Annotated in this window: 19 protein-coding genes; 6 read left to right on the top strand and 13 right to left on the bottom strand. The window is 71.3% G+C overall.

Annotated elements, in window-relative coordinates:
- Positions 1-82 precede the first annotated feature (82 nt).
- The 3 genes from AB0L06_RS30470 to AB0L06_RS30460 form a co-directional block, all read right to left on the bottom strand.
- Complete coding sequence (locus AB0L06_RS30470; RefSeq protein WP_500234558.1) at positions 83-916, bottom strand: phosphoribosylaminoimidazolesuccinocarboxamide synthase; 834 nt, start codon at positions 914-916, stop codon at positions 83-85.
- A 192-nt stretch (positions 917-1,108) separates the two neighbouring features.
- Positions 1,109-2,089 (bottom strand): CU044_5270 family protein, encoded by a 981-nt coding sequence (locus tag AB0L06_RS30465; RefSeq protein WP_500234557.1) that lies wholly within the window; start codon positions 2,087-2,089, stop codon positions 1,109-1,111.
- Positions 2,082-2,690, bottom strand: a complete 609-nt coding sequence (locus AB0L06_RS30460) for an RNA polymerase sigma factor (RefSeq protein WP_500234556.1) — start codon at positions 2,688-2,690, stop codon at positions 2,082-2,084. The genes AB0L06_RS30465 and AB0L06_RS30460 overlap by 8 nt, the downstream gene beginning before the upstream one ends.
- 318 nt (positions 2,691-3,008) lie before the next feature.
- Here AB0L06_RS30460 and AB0L06_RS30455 point away from each other — a divergent pair, with 318 nt between their 5' ends.
- Both AB0L06_RS30455 and AB0L06_RS30450 read left to right on the top strand, forming a co-directional pair.
- Positions 3,009-3,815: a tryptophan 2,3-dioxygenase gene (locus tag AB0L06_RS30455; protein WP_500234555.1), complete on the top strand. Its 807-nt coding sequence runs from the start codon at positions 3,009-3,011 to the stop codon at positions 3,813-3,815.
- On the top strand, positions 3,805-5,187 hold the full coding sequence (locus tag AB0L06_RS30450; RefSeq protein WP_500234554.1) for an FAD-dependent oxidoreductase: 1,383 nt from the start codon (positions 3,805-3,807) through the stop codon (positions 5,185-5,187). Before AB0L06_RS30455 ends, AB0L06_RS30450 begins: the two co-directional genes overlap by 11 nt.
- Positions 5,188-5,307: 120 nt before the next feature.
- On the opposite strand, the gene AB0L06_RS30445 is transcribed toward AB0L06_RS30450, so the two are convergent.
- Together AB0L06_RS30445 and AB0L06_RS30440 are read right to left on the bottom strand one after the other, a co-directional pair.
- Positions 5,308-7,860, bottom strand: coding sequence for an FdhF/YdeP family oxidoreductase (locus tag AB0L06_RS30445; RefSeq protein ID WP_500234553.1), 2,553 nt, complete (start codon positions 7,858-7,860; stop codon positions 5,308-5,310).
- Positions 7,861-7,959: 99 nt separating this feature from the next.
- Positions 7,960-9,390: an MFS transporter gene (locus AB0L06_RS30440; RefSeq protein WP_500234552.1), complete on the bottom strand. Its 1,431-nt coding sequence runs from the start codon at positions 9,388-9,390 to the stop codon at positions 7,960-7,962.
- A 168-nt stretch (positions 9,391-9,558) separates the two neighbouring features.
- Between AB0L06_RS30440 and AB0L06_RS30435 the strand changes: the two genes are divergently transcribed.
- Complete coding sequence (locus AB0L06_RS30435) at positions 9,559-9,798, top strand: hypothetical protein (RefSeq protein ID WP_500234551.1); 240 nt, start codon at positions 9,559-9,561, stop codon at positions 9,796-9,798.
- 75 nt (positions 9,799-9,873) lie between these two features.
- On the opposite strand, the gene AB0L06_RS30430 is transcribed toward AB0L06_RS30435, so the two are convergent.
- The 3 genes from AB0L06_RS30430 to moaA form a co-directional block, all read right to left on the bottom strand.
- Positions 9,874-10,743, bottom strand: a complete 870-nt coding sequence (locus tag AB0L06_RS30430) for an NTP transferase domain-containing protein (RefSeq protein ID WP_500234550.1) — start codon at positions 10,741-10,743, stop codon at positions 9,874-9,876.
- Entirely contained in the window at positions 10,733-11,041 is a 309-nt protein-coding gene (locus tag AB0L06_RS30425) for a DUF3467 domain-containing protein (protein WP_500234549.1), read from the bottom strand. The genes AB0L06_RS30430 and AB0L06_RS30425 overlap by 11 nt, the downstream gene beginning before the upstream one ends.
- 61 nt (positions 11,042-11,102) lie before the next feature.
- Positions 11,103-12,092: a GTP 3',8-cyclase MoaA gene (moaA, locus tag AB0L06_RS30420; protein WP_500234548.1), complete on the bottom strand. Its 990-nt coding sequence runs from the start codon at positions 12,090-12,092 to the stop codon at positions 11,103-11,105.
- 147 nt (positions 12,093-12,239) lie between these two features.
- On the opposite strand from moaA, the gene AB0L06_RS30415 reads away from it, so the two are divergent.
- Entirely contained in the window at positions 12,240-13,061 is an 822-nt protein-coding gene (locus AB0L06_RS30415; RefSeq protein WP_500234547.1) for an alpha/beta hydrolase, read from the top strand.
- Here AB0L06_RS30415 and AB0L06_RS30410 read toward each other — a convergent pair.
- Positions 13,015-13,650, bottom strand: coding sequence for a hypothetical protein (locus AB0L06_RS30410; RefSeq protein ID WP_500234546.1), 636 nt, complete (start codon positions 13,648-13,650; stop codon positions 13,015-13,017). The two genes, AB0L06_RS30415 and AB0L06_RS30410, sit on opposite strands and share 47 nt — an antisense overlap.
- A gap of 373 nt (positions 13,651-14,023) precedes the next feature.
- Between AB0L06_RS30410 and AB0L06_RS30405 the strand changes: the two genes are divergently transcribed.
- A complete protein-coding gene (locus tag AB0L06_RS30405) occupies positions 14,024-14,836 on the top strand; it encodes a MerR family transcriptional regulator (protein WP_500234545.1) in 813 nt (270 codons plus the stop codon).
- Between the two features lie 40 nt (positions 14,837-14,876).
- Here AB0L06_RS30405 and AB0L06_RS30400 read toward each other — a convergent pair whose 3' ends face one another.
- The gene (locus AB0L06_RS30400) at positions 14,877-15,683 is read right to left on the bottom strand and encodes a hypothetical protein (RefSeq protein WP_500234544.1); all 807 of its coding nucleotides are present in this window, start codon (positions 15,681-15,683) and stop codon (positions 14,877-14,879) included.
- Between the two features lie 6 nt (positions 15,684-15,689).
- Positions 15,690-16,883, bottom strand: coding sequence for an RtcB family protein (locus tag AB0L06_RS30395; protein ID WP_500234543.1), 1,194 nt, complete (start codon positions 16,881-16,883; stop codon positions 15,690-15,692).
- 237 nt (positions 16,884-17,120) lie between these two features.
- On the opposite strand from AB0L06_RS30395, the gene AB0L06_RS30390 reads away from it, so the two are divergent.
- The gene (locus tag AB0L06_RS30390) at positions 17,121-18,092 is read left to right on the top strand and encodes an LAGLIDADG family homing endonuclease (RefSeq protein ID WP_500234542.1); all 972 of its coding nucleotides are present in this window, start codon (positions 17,121-17,123) and stop codon (positions 18,090-18,092) included.
- A gap of 18 nt (positions 18,093-18,110) precedes the next feature.
- On the opposite strand, the gene AB0L06_RS30385 is transcribed toward AB0L06_RS30390, so the two are convergent.
- Complete coding sequence (locus AB0L06_RS30385; protein ID WP_500234541.1) at positions 18,111-18,497, bottom strand: VOC family protein; 387 nt, start codon at positions 18,495-18,497, stop codon at positions 18,111-18,113.
- Positions 18,494-18,781, bottom strand: coding sequence for an ArsR/SmtB family transcription factor (locus tag AB0L06_RS30380; protein WP_500234540.1), 288 nt, complete (start codon positions 18,779-18,781; stop codon positions 18,494-18,496). The genes AB0L06_RS30385 and AB0L06_RS30380 overlap by 4 nt, the downstream gene beginning before the upstream one ends.
- Positions 18,782-18,866: the final 85 nt, after the last annotated feature.

Raw genomic sequence — 18,866 nt, 5'->3', positions numbered from 1 at the left:
CGGGGCACGGTCATCCGATGAGGCGTGGTCAGCCGGTGGGGTGTGGCCGGCTGACGGGGTGTGGCCAGCCGGTGGGGTGTGGTCAGCCGTTCCAGCGGTCGCCGGTGAGGCGCTCGTACACCTCGACGTAGCGGGCGCGGGTGGCGTCGACGACCTCGGCGGGGATCTCCGGGCCGGGCGGGGTGCGGTCCCAGTCCAGCGTGGACGACCAGTCGCGGACGAACTGCTTGTCCAGCGAGTCCTGGGTACGGCCGGGCTGGTAGGTGTCGGCAGGCCAGAACCGGGACGAGTCGGGCGTCAGGACCTCGTCGCCGAGGACGAGCGTCCCGTCGGCGGCGCGGCCGAACTCCAGCTTGGTGTCGGCGATGATGATGCCCCGCTCGAGGGCGAGCGCCGCACCGCGCCGGTACACCTCCAGCGTGGTCTCGCGCAGCTCGGCGGCGGTGTCCGCGCCGATCTCGGCGACCATCTCGTCGTAGGTGATGAACTCGTCGTGGCCCTCGGTGGCCTTGGTCGTCGGGGTGAAGATCGGCTCGGGCAGCCGGTCCGACTCGACCAGGCCCTCCGGCAGCCGGACGCCGGAGACCGCGCCGTCCTTCTGGTACTGCTTCAGGCCGAGGCCGGTGAGGTAGCCGCGCGCGATCCACTCGACCGGCAGCATCTCCAGGCGCCGCACGCGCAGGGCCCGTCCGACGAACTCGGCGGGCACGTCCGTGGCGGAGATCACGTGGTTCGGCACGACGTCCGCGAGCCGCTCGAACCACCACAGCGAGAGCTGCGTGAGGATCTTCCCCTTGTCGGGAACCTCGGTCGGCAGCACCACGTCGTACACGCTCACCCGGTCGGTGGCGACCAGGACCAGGTCGTCCCCGTCGGCGTAGACGTCGCGGACCTTGCCCGAGTGGATCAGTTCCATGCGGATCGTTGCCTCAGCTCTCGTTACCCCAGGTCGACCGTACCGGAGTCGGCCGACCTGGAGTGTATCGAGACGCCCCGGTCCCCCGAGGCCGGGGCGTCCCGCCGATCGGTTCGGCCCGATCCGGCCGGCCCGGTCAGCCCGGCCCGGTCAGCCCGGCCCGGTCAGTTCGGCCCGGTCAGTTCGGCCCGGTCAGTTCGGCCCGGTCTTGTCCGGCAGGGTGTCGGTCCACTCGGCGATGATCGAGACGGTCTTCCCCGGCTCCATGATGAGCAGTGACCCGCTGAAGTCGACGTAGCTGCGGGAACCGCGCAGCCGGCCGGTGGCCGGGTCGAGCACCACGTCCAGCCCGGCGGGGTCGTGGAACACCGGGATGTTCAGCCGCACTCCGCCGTTGACCCGGCCGCGGCTCTTCACCTCGGGGGCGTCCGCCAGAGCGCGGAAGGCCGCCGCGCGGACCTTCTGGGTCACCGGGCTCTGGGTCGACAGCACGAACAGGTCGTTGAGCACCTCGGTACGCCGCTCCTGGGCGGTCAGCTGTCCGGCGCTCGTCCGGATGTGCGCGGCCTCGACGTACCGTGCCAGCCGGGCGACCAGCGCGTCGGGGGCGGACGGCAGCGCGCGGAGCTCCTCGAACGTCAGGACGGGCCCGCCGATGCTGAAGCCGGGCTCCTGCTTGGGCGGGAGGAACGGCTTGAAGTCGGTCTTCTCGCCGCTGGTGTAGTGGCGTCCGTCGTGCCGGAACCACTCGTCGTAGCTGTCGCCCTTGACCTCCACACCCTGGGCGTCCTGGGAGAGCGTGCGCAGGTGCCAGTACTTGCCGATGCGCTCCGGGGCCTGGGCTGCGCTGTGGGCGGCGGCGAGGAACACCTGACGGGCGCTCATGGGGTCCCCGGCCTGCCCGGACGCCGTGCCCGGCTGCTGGGACGGGCCCGCCCGGTGGGTGGACGTGCCGGTCGAGCCGGTCGCGACGGCGATCGCGACGGCCGCGGCGGCGACCCCGGCGGTGAGGCCGGTGCCGCCGAGGGCCCAGTGGACGCGGCGGCGGCCGCGGGCGGGTGCGGCGCCTCCGCGCATGGTGTTCTGGAGCTGGTGGCGGCGGCGGTCCACGACATCGGCGCCGGGGTCGGGCTTGGCGAGCGTGTCGGCGAGGATGCGCAGGTCGTCATCCATGGAAGTCCTCCTTGGCGATGGTCTTGTGGAGCTTGGCGCGGGCGCGGCTGAGCCGGGATCCGACGGTGCCGTAGGAGACTCCGAGCGCCTCGGCGATCTCCTCGTGGCTGAGCTGCGCCAGCGCGACCAGCAACAGGACGTCGCGTTCGCCCTGGTTGAGGGTCGTCAGGGCGCGGGCCAGTTCGGGCCGCATGCGGCGGGCGGCGACGGCGGTGACGACGCCGTTCTCGTGACTGCCCTCCACCGGATCGGCGCCGCCGCGCGCGAGCGCCTTGTAGTGGCGGGCCTCGCGACGCCGGTGCCGGGCGATGAAGTTGGTCGCGATGCCGAACAGCCAGGGCCGCAGCGCGCCGCGCTCGGGGTCGAACCTGTCCCGGGACGCGAACGCCGCACAGAACGTCTCCGCGGCGATGTCCTCGCCGGCCTGGGTGTCGAGGCGTCCCGCCGCGTACAGGTAGATGTCGCGGAAGTACCGGTCGTACACGGCGGTGAACCGGTCGGGATCGCGCCGGAAGGCCGCGGCCAGTTCCGCGTCCGTGGGCGGCGCGGCCGGATGCTCCCGCTCGTCCGCGTCGGCCGGTGGGGCCAGGTCGGCGGTCACGCGATCAGATCCAACATGGGCGTCTCCGCATGGGGGTCGGTGATCGGACACCCATGCTTCACCGGTCGGGCCGATCACTTTCCCGGCTTTTCGGCGGAGATGGACGACGGAGTGCGGGGTGGGCCGGGTTCGTGGCATAACGAGATGGGTATAGCTCAAGGAGAAAAGGGTTGAGCTCCTCCTCTGACATGCCGTCCGCCCGCCTTCATAGAGTCTGCGGTATATCCACCCGTTGATGCCGCTACGCGGCGTCGTACCCCGGCACACCGAGGTGCCGGGAAGCGCGGGCACGGAGCGGGGACGAAGGAGGACGAGGCGATGGGCGAACCGGCCCCCGAAGCCCTCACCTACGGCGGCTACCTGCGGCTGGACAAGCTGCTGGACTGCCAGGAGCCGCGGACCGGCGCGCACGACGAGCTGCTGTTCGTGGTCATCCACCAGGTGTACGAGCTGTGGTTCAAGCAGATCCTGCACGAGGCGGACCTGCTGCAGCGGCGGCTGGAGGACGGCGACAGCGCGGGCACGCTGAGCACCGCCCGCCGGATCGTCAAGATCCTCAAGACCGTGGTCGGCCAGCTGGACGTGCTGGAGACCATGACGCCGCGCCAGTTCGCCTCGTTCCGGGACGCCCTCGGCACGTCCAGCGGGTTCCAGTCGGCGCAGTTCCGGCAGATCGAGGCCGTCCTCGGACGCCGCAGGTTCCCGGCGTCCGACCTGCGCGACGACGAGAACCTGAAGGCGGTGATCGCGCGCCGGTCCCTGATGGACTCGCTGATGCGGTACCTGTCCGTCCACGGGTTCGCGGTCCCGGAGGCGGCGCTGGAGCGCGACCCGTCCGAGGCGTGGCAGGCCGACCCGGGCGTCCAGGACGCGCTGCTGAAGGTGTACTCCGACGAGAGCGGCCCCGCCGTCGAGGTGTGCGAGGCGCTCGTCGACATCGACGAGGGCATCCAGGAATGGCGGTACCGGCACGTCAAGATGGTCGAGCGGACCATCGGCGCCAAAATCGGCACCGGCGGCTCCGCCGGGGCGGACTACCTGCGCTCCACCCTGTTCACCCCGGCCTTCCCGGACCTGTGGGAGGTCCGGTCGCAGATCGAGGAGACCGTCGTCCATGACCGCTGAACCGTCCCGCGCCCCGCAGTCCCCGGCGCCGGAGTCCCAGGCGCAGCGCGTCGCCGTCGTCGGCGCGGGCCTGGCGGGCGCGCTGCTCGCGACCCTGCTGGGCCGGCGCGGCGTCCCGGTGACGGTGTACGAACGGCGCCCGGACCCGCGGGTCGCCGGAGCCGAACGCGGCCGGTCCATCAACCTGGCGATCTCCGCGCGCGGCCTGGCCGCGCTCGAGCAGGTGGGACTGCGCGAACTGGCGCTGGGGCGGGCGCTGCCGATGCACGGCCGCATGGTCCACCCGGGCAACGGCGCGACCAACTTCCAGTCCTACAGCGCGGACGGCACGCGCGCGATCAACTCGATCAGCCGCGCCGAGCTGAACGCCGCGCTGCTCGACACCGCCGAGGCCACTCCCGGCGTGACGCTGCGGTTCGGGCTCAAGGTGACGGGCGTGGACACCGCGTCCGGCAAGCTCACCCTGGACGGCCCGGACGGCACCGTCACCGAGCCCGCCGACATCGTCCTGGCCGGGGACGGCGCGTACAGCGCGGTCCGGCGCGGCGTCGGGCCCGGCGGCGCGTTCGGCGCCGACACCGACTTCCTGGACCACGGCTACAAGGAGCTGACGATCCCGCCGCGCGACGGCGACTTCGCGCTCGACCCCGACGCCCTGCACATCTGGCCGCGCGGCACCGCCATGATGATCGCGCTGCCGAACCTGGACCGCTCCTTCACCTGCACGCTGTTCTGGCCGAAGGGCGACTTCGAGGCGCTCGGCACGCCCGAGGCGGTGACCGCGCACTTCCGGCGGCACTACCCGGACGTCGCCCCGCTGATGCCGGACCTCACCGACGACTTCGCGCACAACCCGATCGGGTCGCTGGTGACCGTCCGGGCATGGCCGTGGGTGCGGACCGGCGAGGGCGCGTCGGTGGCACTGCTCGGCGACGCCGCGCACGCCATCGTCCCGTTCTTCGGGCAGGGCGCGAACTGCGCGTTCGAGGACTGCGTCGAGATCGACCGCTGCCTGGACGAGACGAACGGCGACTGGACGGCCGCGCTGGCCCGCTACCAGGAGCGCCGCAAGGCCAACACCGACGCGATCGCCGAGATGGCGCTGGAGAACTTCGTGGAGATGCGCGACAAGGTCGCCTCCCCGGTGTTCCGGGCCAAGCAGGCGGCCGCGCACGCGCTCGAGCGGCGGCTCGCCGGACGGTACGTGTCGCGGTACGAGCTGGTGTCGTTCTCGACGCTGCCGTATGCGGAGATCCCGGCCCGGATCAGGCGTCAGAACCTGGCCGTCGCGGGCGCGGCGGCCGCCGGGACACTGCTCGCCGCCGGAGCCATCCGCACCGTCCGGGCCGTCCGCAGACGCTCCCGCCGATAGGCGGCCCGCGGCGCAGGCCGTGCGAGGCGCACGCGCCCGAAGGGCCGGTGAGCAGCGGCTCGCGCGCCGTGTCGGCGGCGGGACGTACGCGGATGCTCCCGTCGCTGGGCCGGGCCGTGGTCAGGCGGGAGCGGGGCGGACGGGGGCCGAGAGGCGCTCGCCTGAGGGCGTGCGTTCGGCCGTCCGGCTGCGGACGACCTCGACGGTGATCTGCTTCATCAGCGGCTGGTCGCTCTGCGGGCTGAAGTCGCCGATCGGGCACAGCACGTTCAGCTCCGGCATGTAGCCGGTCGCGCAGCCGCGCGGGATGTCGTAGGCGATCGCGCGGTAGCCGTGGACCGAGCGTTTCGAGCCGTCCTTGGCGATGGACGTGATGTCGACGAGGTCGAGCTCCTTCAGCCCGCGGTCGTCCATGTCGGCGCGGTTCATGAAGACGAGCGTGCGCAGGTTCCGGACGCCCCGGTACCGGTCGTCGTCGGAGTAGATCGTGGTGTTCCACTGGTCGTGCGAGCGGACGGTGCTGAGCATGAGCCGTCCCACGCCCGGGGTGACGTCGCCGAGCGCGGCCAGGGAGAACTCGGCGGCCCCGGACGGCGTCCCGAACACCCGCTCGCGCGCGGCCTGCCGCAGCCGGAACCCGAGCGGCTGGCGGACGCGCCGGTTGAAGTCCTCGAACCCCTCGAGGCACCGGGCCATGGCGTCCCGGATCCGGTCGTAGTCCTCGGCGTACTCCTCGTAGGGGGTGGTGCTGCCCGGCAGCGTCGCCCGCGCCATCCCCGCGAGGATCGCGATCTCCGAACGCAGCCGCCCCGACGCGGGCCGCTTCATGCCCGTCGACCGGTGCACCATGCTCATCGAGTCCTCGACCGTGAGGCTCTGCGGGCCACTGGCCTGCCGGTCCCTCTCGCTGCGGGTCAGCGCCGGCAGGATCAGCGCCTTCCTCCCGTGGACCAGGTCGCTGCGGTTCAGCTTCGTCGAGACGTGGACGGTCAGGTCGCAGCGGCGCAGCGCCTCGAAGGTGTAGGCGGTGTCGGGGCAGGCGAGCGCGAAGTTCCCCGCCAGCGACACGAACACCTTCACCTGCCCGTCGTGCATCGCCTTGACGGTCCGGACGACGTCCAGGCCGGGCTTGCGGGGTGGGGTGAAGTCGTAGATCTCGTCCATCCGGTCGGACAGGAACGGCGGCGGATGGTGGTCGATGCCGCAGGTGCGGTTGCCCTGGACGTTGCTGTGCCCGCGCACCGGGCAGACGCCCGCGCCCTCGGTGCCGATGTTGCCGCGCAGCAGCAGCACGTTCACGATCTCGCGGATGGTGTCGACGGCGTGGTCGTGCTGGGTGATGCCGAGGCACCAGGCGACGATCGTCCGCTTGGACCGCAGGCACACCGCGGCCAGCTCGCGGATCCGCGCCTCCCGGACGCCCGACACGCGCTCCAGGTCCGCCCACGCGGTGTCCTTGACGATCTTCGCGTACGCCTCGAACCCGGCGGTGTGCCGGTCGAGGAAGTCACGGTCGATCGCGCGCGGGTCGGTCTCCGCCTTCTCCAGGACGGCCTTGGCGACGCCGCGCAGCAGCGCCATGTCGCCGCCGATCCGCACCTGGACGTCCATCGTCCCCGTCGGGGTGGACTTGTTCAGGCCCATCGACACGAACTCGTGCGGGACGATCGTCCGCCGCGCCGCCCCCTCCACCAGCGGGTTGACGTGGACGATCGCCGCGCCCCGCCGGTACGCCTTGGCGAGCGCGGTCAGCATGCGCGGCGCGTTGGACGCGGCGTTGTTGCCGAGCAGGAGGACGGCGTCCGCCATGTCCCAGTCGTCCAGGTCGACGGTGCCCTTGGGCGTGCCGAGGGACGCGTTCAGCGCCAGCCCGGTCGCCTCGTGGCACAGGTTCGAGCAGTCCGGCAGGTTGTTGGTGCCGAACTCGCGCACCCACAACTGGTACAGGAACGACCCCTCGTTGCTGAGCCGCCCGGAGGTGTAGAACGCCGCCCGGTCCGGGTCGTCCAGGTCGCGGAGGGCGCGCCCGACCAGCTGGAACGCCTGCTCCCACGAGATCGGGACATACCGGTCGGACGCCTCGTCGCACACCAGCGGCTCGGTCAGCCGCCCGGCGTCCTCCAGCGCGAAGTCGCTCCAGGTCGAAAGCTCGGACACGGTGTGCGCGGCGAAGAAAGCGCGGTCGGCGCGTTTGTGCGTCATCTCCCACGCGACGTGCTTGATCCCGTTCTCGCAGATGTCGAGCTTCAGGCCGTCGCGCGCGTCCGGCCAGGCGCAGCCCGGGCAGTCAAACCCGCCGTCCTCGTGGTTCATCCTCAGCAAGGCACGCGGCAGCTCCGTGAACTCGCGCGTCTCGGCGACCGCCTCACCGACCCGCCTGGCCGCGCCCCAGCCGGCGGTCGGGTGCGTGTACGGCACGCGGGACGGCGGCCCGCCGCTCCCCGGCCCGAGCCCGCGCGCGGGCACGCCCGGCGCGCCCTGGCTCCTCACCACGTCCCGGCTCCTGACCGCTGCCGGGCCCCTGTTCGCAGCCCGGCCCGAACCCGCGTCCGGGCTCTTGTTCGCGGCCGAGCCCCCACTCGCGTCCCGGCCCGAACCCGCGTCCCGGCCCGTGCCCGCGTTCCGGCTCCGGTTCGCGTCCCGGTCCCTGGACGAGTCCTGGTCGTGCGCCATGAGCTGCCCCCTTCTCGGGAACCCTTGCCGGGCGGTGTTCCGGCTAGTCCCCGTCCCCGGTCCACGTTCGGTAAACCACCCGGCGCGGCCCCGGCCGGGTCAGCCGGCGTGCCGCCGGACGGCCGTCTTCCAGGAGTGGCCGAACAGGTCGAGCAGGCTCAGCGCGAACGCCGCGAGGACGAACCCGAGCACGACCACCAGGCCGTCCCGGAACGCCGCCGCCCAGTCCCCGCGGAGGTTCGCGACCGTGGCGAAGAACACCGCGCCGACGCAGGCGATGCCGACCGCCGTGCCGACCCGCTGCCCGGTCTGGAGCACGCCCGCGGCGCTGCCGCCCTCCTGGAACGGCACCTCCGACAGCGTGATGGTCTGGTTCGGCGAGATCACCAGGCCGCTGCCGAGGCCCGCGAACAGCAGCGGGACCGCCGTCCACCAGGCCGCGCCCCCGCCCGGGTGCACCGCCACCGCGATCCACGTCAGCACCAGCCCGACGGCGACCACCGCCAGGCCGCCGCACACCAGCGGGCGTCCGAGCCGTCCGACCAGGCGTCCGCCGACCACCGACGCGACACCGGACCCGACGGCGAACGGGGTGATCGCGACGCCCGCGCCGAGCGCGCTGTAGCCCAGACCGTTCTGCAGGTAGAGGGTGAAGATGAAGAAGATCGAGGTGAACCCGGCGAAGTACAGCAGCGCGATCCCGGAGCCGAGCGAGTACGAGCGCAGCCGGAACAGCCCGAGGTCGACCATCGGCGCGTCCGTGTGCCGCTCCCACGCCACGAAGACGACGAGCAGGACGAACCCGGCGACCAGCAGCAGCCACTTGGCATGCCCGTGCCAGGTCCGCTCCTGCAGGAACGGCAGCATGATCGCGATGATCGCGGCGCCCAGCAGGAACACGCCGACCGGGTCCAGGCCCCGGCTCTCGCCGTAGACCGGCTCGGGCAGCAGCAGGCGCGCCAGCACCAGCGCGACCAGCCCGATCGGGATGTTGATCAGGAAGATCCAGCGCCAGCCGGTCTCGGTCCCGGCGATCTGGATCAGGACGCCGCCCAGCACCGGCCCGACCGCCGTCGCGATCCCGATGACCGCGCCCAGCGCGCCGAACGCCCGGCCCCGGTCCGCGCCCTGGAACAGCTGCTGGATCAGGCCCGCGACCTGCGGGTTCAGCACCCCGCCCGCGACGCCCTGGACGAACCGGGCGACCACCAGCCAGAGCATCGTCGGCGCGAGCCCGCACGCCGCGCTCGCCAGCACGAACAGCGCCAGCCCGGCCATGAACGTCGCCCGCCGGGACCGCGCGTCCCCGATCCGCCCCGCCGCGACCAGGACCAGGCCGAACGTCAGCGCGTACCCGGACAGGATCCACTGCAGCTCGCCCTCGGAGGCGTTCAGCCCCGTCCGGATCGACGGCAGTGCCACGTTGACGATGCTGACGTCCAGAAGCGTCATGAACGCCGCGACGAGGCAGACCGACAGCGCTCGCCACGGATGGGCGCACGGCCGGGGCGCCGCCGTCTCGGTCGTCACACGACGAATCCTTCACCTGCCCTGGACCAGGCAAACACCGGGCGCCCGGAGCGCGACCGATACCGGTCCCGCTCTTGCCCGGCACTTGAGCCGGACGCCCGCTGCCCGGCCGCCCCGTCGGCCCGCCCGGACGACGGGCCCGATTCGCCGGGTGACTACTCTTGGGACGTGACCGAAACCCATCCCGGCGACCCGGCGGACGAAGCACCCCAGTGCTCGGCCAAGGGCTGCCGAGCCCCCGCCGTATGGGCCCTGCGCTGGAACAACCCCAAGATCCACACGCCGGAGCGGCGCAAGGTCTGGCTGGCCTGCGACGCCCACCGCGAGCAGCTCTCCCAGTTCCTGGACCGCCGCGACTTCCTCAAGGACGTCGTCCCGATGAGCGAGCTCACCCCGTCGGACGGCTAGCCCCTTCGGACGGCCAGCCCTGTCGGTCGGCCGACCCGCCCGGCCACGCGGACGCGCCGCCGGGCAGCCGTCCGGCTACTCGTCCGTGTCGGTCTTCCGGGCCAGGGCCATCTCGGCGACGCGGGCGGCGGCGTCCCGCGCGGACATGCCGCGCCCGACCGCCAGGCCGAGCAGGTAGGCGGTCAGCGGCGCGGCCGGACGGGCCACACCGTGCGCGACGTCCCGCGCCAGGTCCAGGACCAGGTCCCGGTCCAGGTCCGCGCGTTCGACGCCGAGCTCCAGGCACACCGCCTCGATCCACTCCTCCAGCACCGTCATCTCCCCTTTCACCGGATCCCGGCTCCGATCGTACGGGCCGGACGCCGCCCGCTCCGCCTCGGCCAGTGCCTCCGGGGTGTCGCAGTCGAACCACGGCGGCCGCTCCCCCGCGTCCCTCATCGAGACCGCGAGCGGACGCAGCCCCCGCAGAACCCCGCGCAGCCGCTGCCCCTCGTACCCGCCGAGCGCCCGCCGGAGGGCCGCCGTCCGCCACACCCCGGTGAGCCACTGGGAGCGGCCCTCGTCGTCCACGAACACCGCCCCGTCCGCGTCGGCGCGGCCCGCCGCCCCCAGGAGCGCGGCGACATGCTCCGGGCGAAGGAACGGCAGGTCGGCGGCCAGCAGGACCGTCCAGGGCGCGCGGACCTCGGCGAACCCGGCACGCAGCGCCGGAACGGGCCCGGAGCCCGGCGGATCCTCGCGGACGTACGTCGCGTCCGGAAGATCCGGATGCGTGGGGCCGACGACCACGACGCGTCCGGCGGCCTCGACCGCGCGCGCCGTCAGCACGAGCAGCGGCGTCCCGCCGACGGTCAGCGCGGGCTTGTCCACCCCGCCCAGCCGGCGCGCCAAGCCCCCCGCCAGCAGAATCGCGTCGAACCCGCCCGCCGCGCCGTCACTCGCCATGCTTGCTCGAGCCGCGCTCGCGCTCATAGGCGCTGAGGTTCTTCTCCAGCGCCCGCATCAGCTCCCACACCTGCCCTGGCGGGATCCGGACCCGCGCGACCACCCGGGCGGGCACGTGCACGTACCGCTCGCCGGTCGCCCGGTCCTCGGCGACCTCCGGCGGACGCACCTCGGTGGCGAAGTCCAGAACGAAACTGTCCTGGGCCCGCCAGACCGAGGCGAACCCGGCGAACGCGCCGACCTCCTCCTCGGGCGGGACGGTGATCTCGACACGGGTGTCCAGCGGCTCGTCCGTCACCCCGCCATCGTCGCACGCCCGCCCCACCCGCCCGCGCCGCCCGGGCACGGGCGGGGGCAGGTCAGCCGCCGATCGCCGACATCGGACGCGCCGGCTGCAGGAACGACGGATCGTCGATGCCGTGCCCGGCGCGCTTCCGCGCCACCGCGGCCCGCCACCGCTCGGCCAGGACCTCGTCCGAGGCGCCCTCGCGCAGCGCGTCCCGCAGGTTGGACTCCTCGGTCGCGAACAGGCAGTTGCGGACCTGGCCGTCCGCCGTCAGCCGAACCCGGTCGCACGCCCCGCAGAACGGCCGCGTCACCGACCCGATCACCCCGACCGTCCCCGGGCCGCCGTCCACCAGGAACGACTCGGCCGGGGCGCTGCCGCGCTCGGCGGCCTCCGCCGGCGTCAGCGTGAACGCCTCACCCAGCAGCGCGAGGATCTCGTCCGCCGTGATCATGTCGTCACGGCTCCAGCCGCGCTGGGCGTCCAGCGGCATCTGCTCGATGAACCGCAGGCGGTACCCCTGCTCGAGGCACCAGCGCAGCAGCGGCACCGCCTCGTGGTCGTTCACCCCGCGCATCAGCACCGCGTTCACCTTCACCGGCAGCAGGCCCGCGTCGCGCGCCGCGGCGAGCCCCGCCAGGACGTCCGCGTGCCGGTCCCGGTGCGCGAGCCTCTTGAACGTCTCGGGGTCGAGTGTGTCGAGCGACACGTTCACCCGGTCGAGCCCGGCGTCCGCGAGCGGCCCCGCCAGCCGGGCCAGGCCCACCGCGTTCGTCGTCAGCGACACCCGCGGCCGCGGCGACAGCTCCACCGTCCGGCGGACGAGATCGGGCAGCCCCCGGCGCAGCAGCGGCTCACCGCCGGTGTACCTGACCTCGGTGATCCCGAGCCGCTCCACCCCGATCCGGACGAGCCGGACCACCTCGTCGTCGGTCAGCAGATCCGGCTTGGGCAGCCATTCCAGGCCCTCCGCCGGCATGCAATACGAACACCGCAGGTTGCACCGGTCGGTGAGGGAGACCCGCAGGTCCGTCGCGGTCCGACCGAAGCTGTCGACAAGCACGGGCGCCCCTTCCTGCCGTCTGAACGTCTGGACGCCCAGCCTATTGCGCCGTTTGACGATCTCGCGCACCGCGGGAGACCGTATCCGCGCGATCATCGGCCCCCGCGTCCGGACTCCCCCGGACGCCCGCCCCCCCCCGGAGGTTCCATGACCACCGCCCACCAGTGGGAGTTCGCCGGAGCGAACGGCGCCGTCACCGCCCACATCTGGCCCCACGACGCCCCCCGCTACGCCGCCGTCCTCGTCCACGGCTACGGCGAGCACCTCGGACGCTACGGGCACGTCGCCGCCGCCCTGCACGAGCACGGCGCCCTCGTCTGCGGCCCCGACCACGCCGGACACGGCCTCTCCGCGGGCGACCGCGTCCTGATCCACGACGTGGACGACCTGGTCGCCGACCTCCACACCGTCGTCGAATCCGCCCGCGACGACCTGCCCGGCGTCCCCATCGTCATGATCGGCCACTCCATGGGCGGCCTCATCGCCACCCGCTACGCCCAGCTCCACGGCCCGCAACTCACCGCGCTCGTGCTCTCCGGGCCCGTCCTCGGCCGCTGGGACGCCCTCGCCGCCCTGCGCGACCTCCAGGAGATCCCCGACGTCCCCATCGACACCTCCACGCTCTCCCGCGACCCCGAGGTCGGCCGCGCCTACGCCGCCGACCCCCTCGTCTGGCACGGCCCGTTCAAACCCGAGACCGTCCGGGGCCTCCTCACCTCGATCGAGACCGTGAACACCCACGGCTCCCTCGGCGACCTGCCCGTCCTCTGGCTCCACGGCGAGGACGACCGGCTCGTCCCCGTCTCCGGCACCCGCGCCGGCATCGACGCCGTCCGCGGCACCCGCCTCACCTCCAGGCTCTACCCCGACGCCCGCCACGAGATCTTCAACGAGACCAACCGCGACGAGGTCCTCACCGACGTCACGACCACCATCGACGACTGTCTCGCAACCACGCCCCCTCGCTGAGCACCAACCCCGCCGACAACCGGTGCGGCACATCGTCCTCCCAACGCCCCGAACGCCCCGGACGCGCCGCCACCCCCTGCCCCCACGCCAGATACCGCCACACATGCTCATGGACGGGCACCAGCGGCACCGGCAACTCCGGATCGTCATCCGGGACGACCCGGAGCAGCAGCACGCCCGGCTCGTGCGCATACGACGGCTCCATGAAAGGACGCTCCGGACTGTCGAGATCGCACACCGCCAGCGGCACGTCCGCCGGACGGCGCCCGTCCAGGGGCAGAGGGCGCAACCGGTCCGCACATGGCGTGTTGCCTAGCAACCCGAGAAGGAAGATGCGCAACAGCTCGGTCGCCGGGGTGAAGTACAGCGGGAGGCTCTCCGATCGCGCGAGCAACTCGTCCGCTCCTACCGACAGGCGCCCGAACCACAACCAGTCGGCCCCGCCCTCGTCGTCGATCGGGAAGCGCCCGAACCACTCGTCCGGGTTCTCCCACGGTTCGTCATCGGTCGGCTCGTCCCACGTCCGAACGGCCCCGCGCAACAGAACGGTGCGCTGCCAGCTGTTGCAGTCATCCGTCCGTTCGCCCACATCGGCTCCACACGTGGCGCACACCAGGTTGGGCTCCTCACCTGGGACGACACCCAGGCAACCATCACCGCAACGTTCCGGGACGAGCCGCACCCCGAACACGTCCCCCGGCGCCAGAACGAACCCTCGCGGATCCTCGGCGCACGTCCCCGCCGCCATCAGCACAGGACAGGTGAAGTGCATCGGCGGCTGGGTTCCAGGACGCGGCATCCTCACCCTGAGCAGGGCCTTCGTCAGACCGGCACCACAGGCGCGGCACTCGAAGGTGGTCCGAACGTTCAGCGACATACCTCCTGAATATGAAATGACGTTCTCGGCCGGGAGTAGCGTGCTTGACCCTCACACCGTGTCAGGCGCTGGACTCGGAGACACCATGTTCACCATCGGAGAATTCGCCCGCCACGGCCGCGTGTCGATCCGGATGCTGCGCCACTACGACGCACTCGGACTGCTCCGTCCGGTGCGCGTGGACCCGGACAGCGGATACCGGTACTACGAAGCCGGGCAACTGGCCCGCCTCAACCGCGTCATCGCGCTCAAAGACCTCGGATTCACCCTCCAGCAGGTGCGGGACATCCTGAACGACCAGGTCACCACCGAGGAACTGCGGGCCATGCTCCGGCTGCGGCGCGCCGAACTGGAGACCGCGATGACGACCACCGCGGCCCGACTCGTCCAGGTCGAGGCGAGGCTCCGATCGATCGAGAGGGAGGGCCAGATGCCCGACGAGGACATCGCGGTCAAGAGCCTGCCGAAACTGCGGGTGGCGGAGGTCTCGGGGGTGACCACCGGCTTCGACGCCATCACACCGGTCATCCAGCCGCTGTACGGAGAACTGTTCCAGCTGCTGGAGAAGGCCGGCATCACCCCGTCCGGACCCGGCGTCGCCTACTACGAGGACGCCCCCGACGGCGGCGTCCTCATCCACGCCGGCGTCGAGGTCACCGCCCCGGTCATGGACGGCGACCGGCTCCGGATCGTCGACCTGCCGCCCATCGAACGCGCTGCGACCGTCCTGCACCGCGGCTCGCCCGCCGCCATGCTCCCGGCCGTCCAGACCCTCGGACGCTGGATCGAGGCCAACGGCTACCGCTCCACCGGCTACCCCAGGGAGATCTCCCTGGAATGCCCCGAGAACCAGGACGACTGGCTCACCGAAATCCAGGAACCCGTCACCCCGGCCTGACCCGGCGGACGAGCCGGTCAGCGGTCGGCGCTTCAGCGCCTCAGCGCCTCAGCGCGTCGGCCCGGTCCCAGATCAGGGGCCGCAGAACCTCGGGCTCGACCGGCTCGTCCAACCCGGCCAGCACGTCCGCGCGGGCCCGGCGGGCCACCGACACGTCCCGGCGGAAGTCCTGGAACACCTGCACCTCACCGGACGCGTAGTGGCACATGCCCTGACCCAGATAGGTGTAGTCCATGCCGTGAGGGTGCGGATCGAGCCGGCCGGAACGGACGGCCCACTCCCGCATCTCGTTCGGCGACTGGACACGGAGCACGATCAGGCCGTTCAGGTACTCGATCCGGCCGCGACGCGGGTCGTCCCAATCCCAGTTCTCCTCGAACCATTCCCTGGGATCGACCAACGCCGCGTCCAAACCGTGTGTGTGCCAGCGGACCGTGCCCTCCGGCCCGGACGCGAACGGAAGCCGCGCCTTCAGCGCACCCGCGTGCCGAGCGGTGAACGGCGTCTCCCAACCCGGCACCAGAACGATCCGATCGGCCGGATCACCGTCGAACGGCGTGGTGGTGATGAACTCACGATCGATCACCACCAGCGTCCCCGGCCGCGACTGGTACGACAGACCCCACAACAGCCGCCCCAGCACCCGCGCCCCATGCCGGTCCGACAGCACATGCCACGTGTCATGGAACAGGTTCGCGCTGAACCGCACCGCCGTCCCCGGACGCAAGGACACGACCGTGTGAGGGCGGCCCGCCAAGCGCACCTCACGGCGATGCAGCTTCATCCCGTCCGCCGCGGACCGCGCGGTCGCGGGCCGCTGCCTGCGGCGGGCCGTCCTCACCGACATCCCGCATCAACCCTTCACGCAGATCAGCTGACGCAGGTGCGCGACGACCTCGACGAGGTCCGTCTGCGCCTCCATCACCGACTCCAGGTCCTTGTACGCGCCCGGGATCTCATCGAGCACGCCCCCGTCCTTCCGGCACTCGACTCCCCTGGTCTGCTCCTCCAGGTCCTGAACGGTGAAGGTCTTGCGCGCCTTGTTCCGGCTCATCCGCCGCCCCGCGCCATGCGACGCCGAGTTGAAGGCGAGCTCGTTCCCGAGGCCCCGCACGATGTACGTCCCGGTCGCCATCGACCCGGGGATGATCCCCAGGTCGCCCGTCCCGGCGCGGATCGCGCCCTTCCGGGTGACCAGCACGTCCACGCCGCCGTAGGTCTCCTCGGCCACGTAGTTGTGGTGGCACGAGATGACCTCGCCCCACTTGCAGCGCTTCTCACCGAACCGCCGCGTCACCACGTTCTGCGCGAGCGCCATCATGACCGCCCGGTTGCGCCGCGCGTACTCCTGCGCCCAGAACAGATCGTGCCGGTAGGCGTCCATCGCGTCCGTCCCCGAAAGGAACACCGCAAGGTCGGGATCCGGAAGGTCCTGGTTATGCGGAAGCCGCCGAGCCACCTCGACATGCCGCTCCGCAAGCTCCTTCCCAATGTTCCGGGAACCAGAATGCAAAACCAACCAAATTGCCCCGTCATCATCGGAACACAATTCCCAAAAGTGATTTCCTCCCCCAAGTGAGGCAATTTGGACACGAGCCTTGCCGAAACGACTCTGGACGGCCGGATGTAGGTTCTCGAACTCCTTCCAGAACTCGTACCATCCGCGCTCCTTCAGCCCTGGGACACCGGACGGATCCACCGGCTCCTTGTGGGCCGCACGGCCGACCGGGATGGTCGCTTCGATGCGACGCCGGATTCCAGCCAAGTCGTCAGGCATGTCCTCGACCGTCAGAGTCGACTTCACCGCCGTCATCCCACAGCCGATGTCCACACCAACGGCGGCCGGCGACACCGCATCCCGCATCGCGATGACCGAACCGACGGTGGCCCCCTTGCCGTAATGGACGTCCGGCATGACGGCCATGCCTTCCACCCACGGCAGCGCCGAGACGTTACGCAGCTGCTCGAGCGCCTGATCCTCGACGGTGGACGGGTCGGCCCACATCCGGATCGGAACGCGCTCACCCTTCAACTCCCGATACGGCACCGCGTACCCCTCTCCGACCTTGATAGCGAACTGAACCGGGCACTATGACGCCAGATCACCACAATCCGGTTCAACCCATTTTTCGGTGCTACCGATCGAGCCAGATCCTTGTCACTCAGAGCAACCGGACACTTGCTTCGCGTTACCCCAATTTTGGCTCAATGACGCCCCCGATCGCGCAACAATCAATTCAGGCGTCGAACTGAAGTTCGACAGATGGACTTCGAAAGGAGTGGTATGGCCCCCACGGAATGCTCCGACCCGTACTGCGCCAGGCCGGTCAAAGCTCGCGGCATGTGCAGCCGCCACTACAAGCGATTTATGAGGGTGACCCCGAAGAGCTCACGCCCTCCGGTCCAGCTCGGGGCGCCACCGAAGGAGGTCGATCTGGCCAGAGGCCACCGCACCTTCGACCTCGCGCAGCCGGATATGGCCTACCTTTTCGGATTCCTTCAGACAGACGGAACCCATTCCAGCCTGTCCCGCAACCGAGGCCGTGTCTCCGTCGAGCTCTCGCGCCGCGACCTCTCTCTCCTGGAACGTTTCCAGCGGCTCGTCCCCTACCCCTCCACGATCACCTTCAGGTCGCGGTCGACGAACTTCACCGCTGGCAGGCAGCACCAGACTGCCGTCTGGTGCCTCTTCGACCTGGAAGCGCGGCGCGCCCTGGAGAGCTTGGGGCTGCCGCCCGGGAAGAAGTCGGCCATCATCGAGCCCCCGAGGCGCCCCTTCAGCGAGCCGGACTACGTGCGCGCGCTCATCGACGCCGACGGATCGGTGGGCTACACCGGCAAGGGGCTTCCGTTCGTCAGCTTCACGACGGCCAGCCCGCGGCTCATGGCCTATGTGTGCGACAAGGTGTTCGAGGTGACGGGTGTTCGCCGGACGGTCAGGCCGAACAAGCGCGACGACATCTACAACCTGCTCCTCACCTGCGACTCGGCGGTGAAGTTCGCACGCTGGATCTACTACGAGGGATGCCTCGCGCTCGAGCGCAAGTACGTCAAGGCGGTCGAGGTCATCGCGTGGGCCCGTCCGCCGGACATGAAGAGAGCGGCCCCTCGCCGCTCGTGGACTTCGCGCGAGGACGAAATGGTGCTGGCGATGTCGACCGCAGAGGCGGCCGAGAAACTCGGACGCACCGAGAAGAGCGTGAACATCAGGCGGTATCGGCTCATCCAGGGGATCACCGGGGTTCCTCGCTACTGACTTCGCTCGCGGCGCCGTTTACTCGACCTGGGTGAGTTGGATGAGGTTGCCGCAGGTGTCGTCGAGGACGGCGGTGGTGACGGGGCCCATTGGGAGGGGGTCCTGGGTGAAGCGGACGCCGAGGCCCGTGAGGCGGCGGTGTTCGGCCTGGACGTCGTCGACGGCGAAGGAGGCGGCGGGGATGCCGTCGGCGACGAGGGCGTCCTTGTAGGGCTTCACGGCGGGGTGGCCGTCGGGTTCGAGGAGGAGTTCAGTGCCGTCGGGCTGTTCGGGTGAGACGACGGTGAGCCAGCGGGCGGCGCCGACGGGGACGTCGTGTTTCTTCTCGAAGCCGAGCGTGCCCGTGTAGAAGGCGAGGGCCTTGGCCTGGTCGTCGACGAAGACGCTGGTGATGTTGATCCTCATGGTGTGTCCTCCGGGTGGTCGAGCCATCGGCGGGCGATGTGCTCGAGCGGTTCGGTGTTGAGGTCGTGGAACTTGTAGCGGCCGTCGCGGCGGGTGCGGACGAGGTCGGCGGCCTCGAGGACGGCGAGGTGCTGGCTGACGGCCTGCCGGGAGAGGGCGAGTCCGTGCCTGGTGATCAGGCGGGTGCAGATCTCGAACAGGGACTGTCCGTCGCGGTCGGTCAGTTCGTCCAGGATCAGCCGCCGTGTCGGGTCCGCGAGGGCCTTGAAGAGCTCGTCCTCCACTACTCCATGTTAGGCAAGTGACGGCTTGCCTATCAAGGCGGGGGTGGGGTTCCGGATGGTGGGAGCGCCGCCTCAGGGCGAAGTT

Source organism: Spirillospora sp. NPDC052269 (genome assembly GCF_040679435.1).
Classification (GTDB): domain Bacteria; phylum Actinomycetota; class Actinomycetes; order Streptosporangiales; family Streptosporangiaceae; genus Spirillospora.
This window is presented reverse-complemented; position numbering and strand designations above follow the sequence as displayed.

Bases quoted from the DNA above. Each gene is read 5' to 3' on its own strand.
- AB0L06_RS30470 (WP_500234558.1), bottom strand. From the start codon at position 916: ATGGAACTGATCCACTCGGGCAAGGTCCGCGACGTCTACGCCGACGGG.
- AB0L06_RS30465 (WP_500234557.1), bottom strand. From the start codon at position 2,089: ATGGATGACGACCTGCGCATCCTCGCCGACACGCTCGCCAAGCCCGAC.
- AB0L06_RS30455 (WP_500234555.1), top strand. From the start codon at position 3,009: ATGGGCGAACCGGCCCCCGAAGCCCTCACCTACGGCGGCTACCTGCGG.
- AB0L06_RS30450 (WP_500234554.1), top strand. From the start codon at position 3,805: ATGACCGCTGAACCGTCCCGCGCCCCGCAGTCCCCGGCGCCGGAGTCC.
- AB0L06_RS30445 (WP_500234553.1), bottom strand. From the start codon at position 7,860: ATGGCGCACGACCAGGACTCGTCCAGGGACCGGGACGCGAACCGGAGC.
- AB0L06_RS30430 (WP_500234550.1), bottom strand. From the start codon at position 10,743: ATGGCGAGTGACGGCGCGGCGGGCGGGTTCGACGCGATTCTGCTGGCG.
- AB0L06_RS30415 (WP_500234547.1), top strand. From the start codon at position 12,240: ATGACCACCGCCCACCAGTGGGAGTTCGCCGGAGCGAACGGCGCCGTC.
- AB0L06_RS30405 (WP_500234545.1), top strand. From the start codon at position 14,024: ATGTTCACCATCGGAGAATTCGCCCGCCACGGCCGCGTGTCGATCCGG.
- AB0L06_RS30400 (WP_500234544.1), bottom strand. From the start codon at position 15,683: ATGTCGGTGAGGACGGCCCGCCGCAGGCAGCGGCCCGCGACCGCGCGG.
- AB0L06_RS30390 (WP_500234542.1), top strand. From the start codon at position 17,121: ATGGCCCCCACGGAATGCTCCGACCCGTACTGCGCCAGGCCGGTCAAA.
- AB0L06_RS30385 (WP_500234541.1), bottom strand. From the start codon at position 18,497: ATGAGGATCAACATCACCAGCGTCTTCGTCGACGACCAGGCCAAGGCC.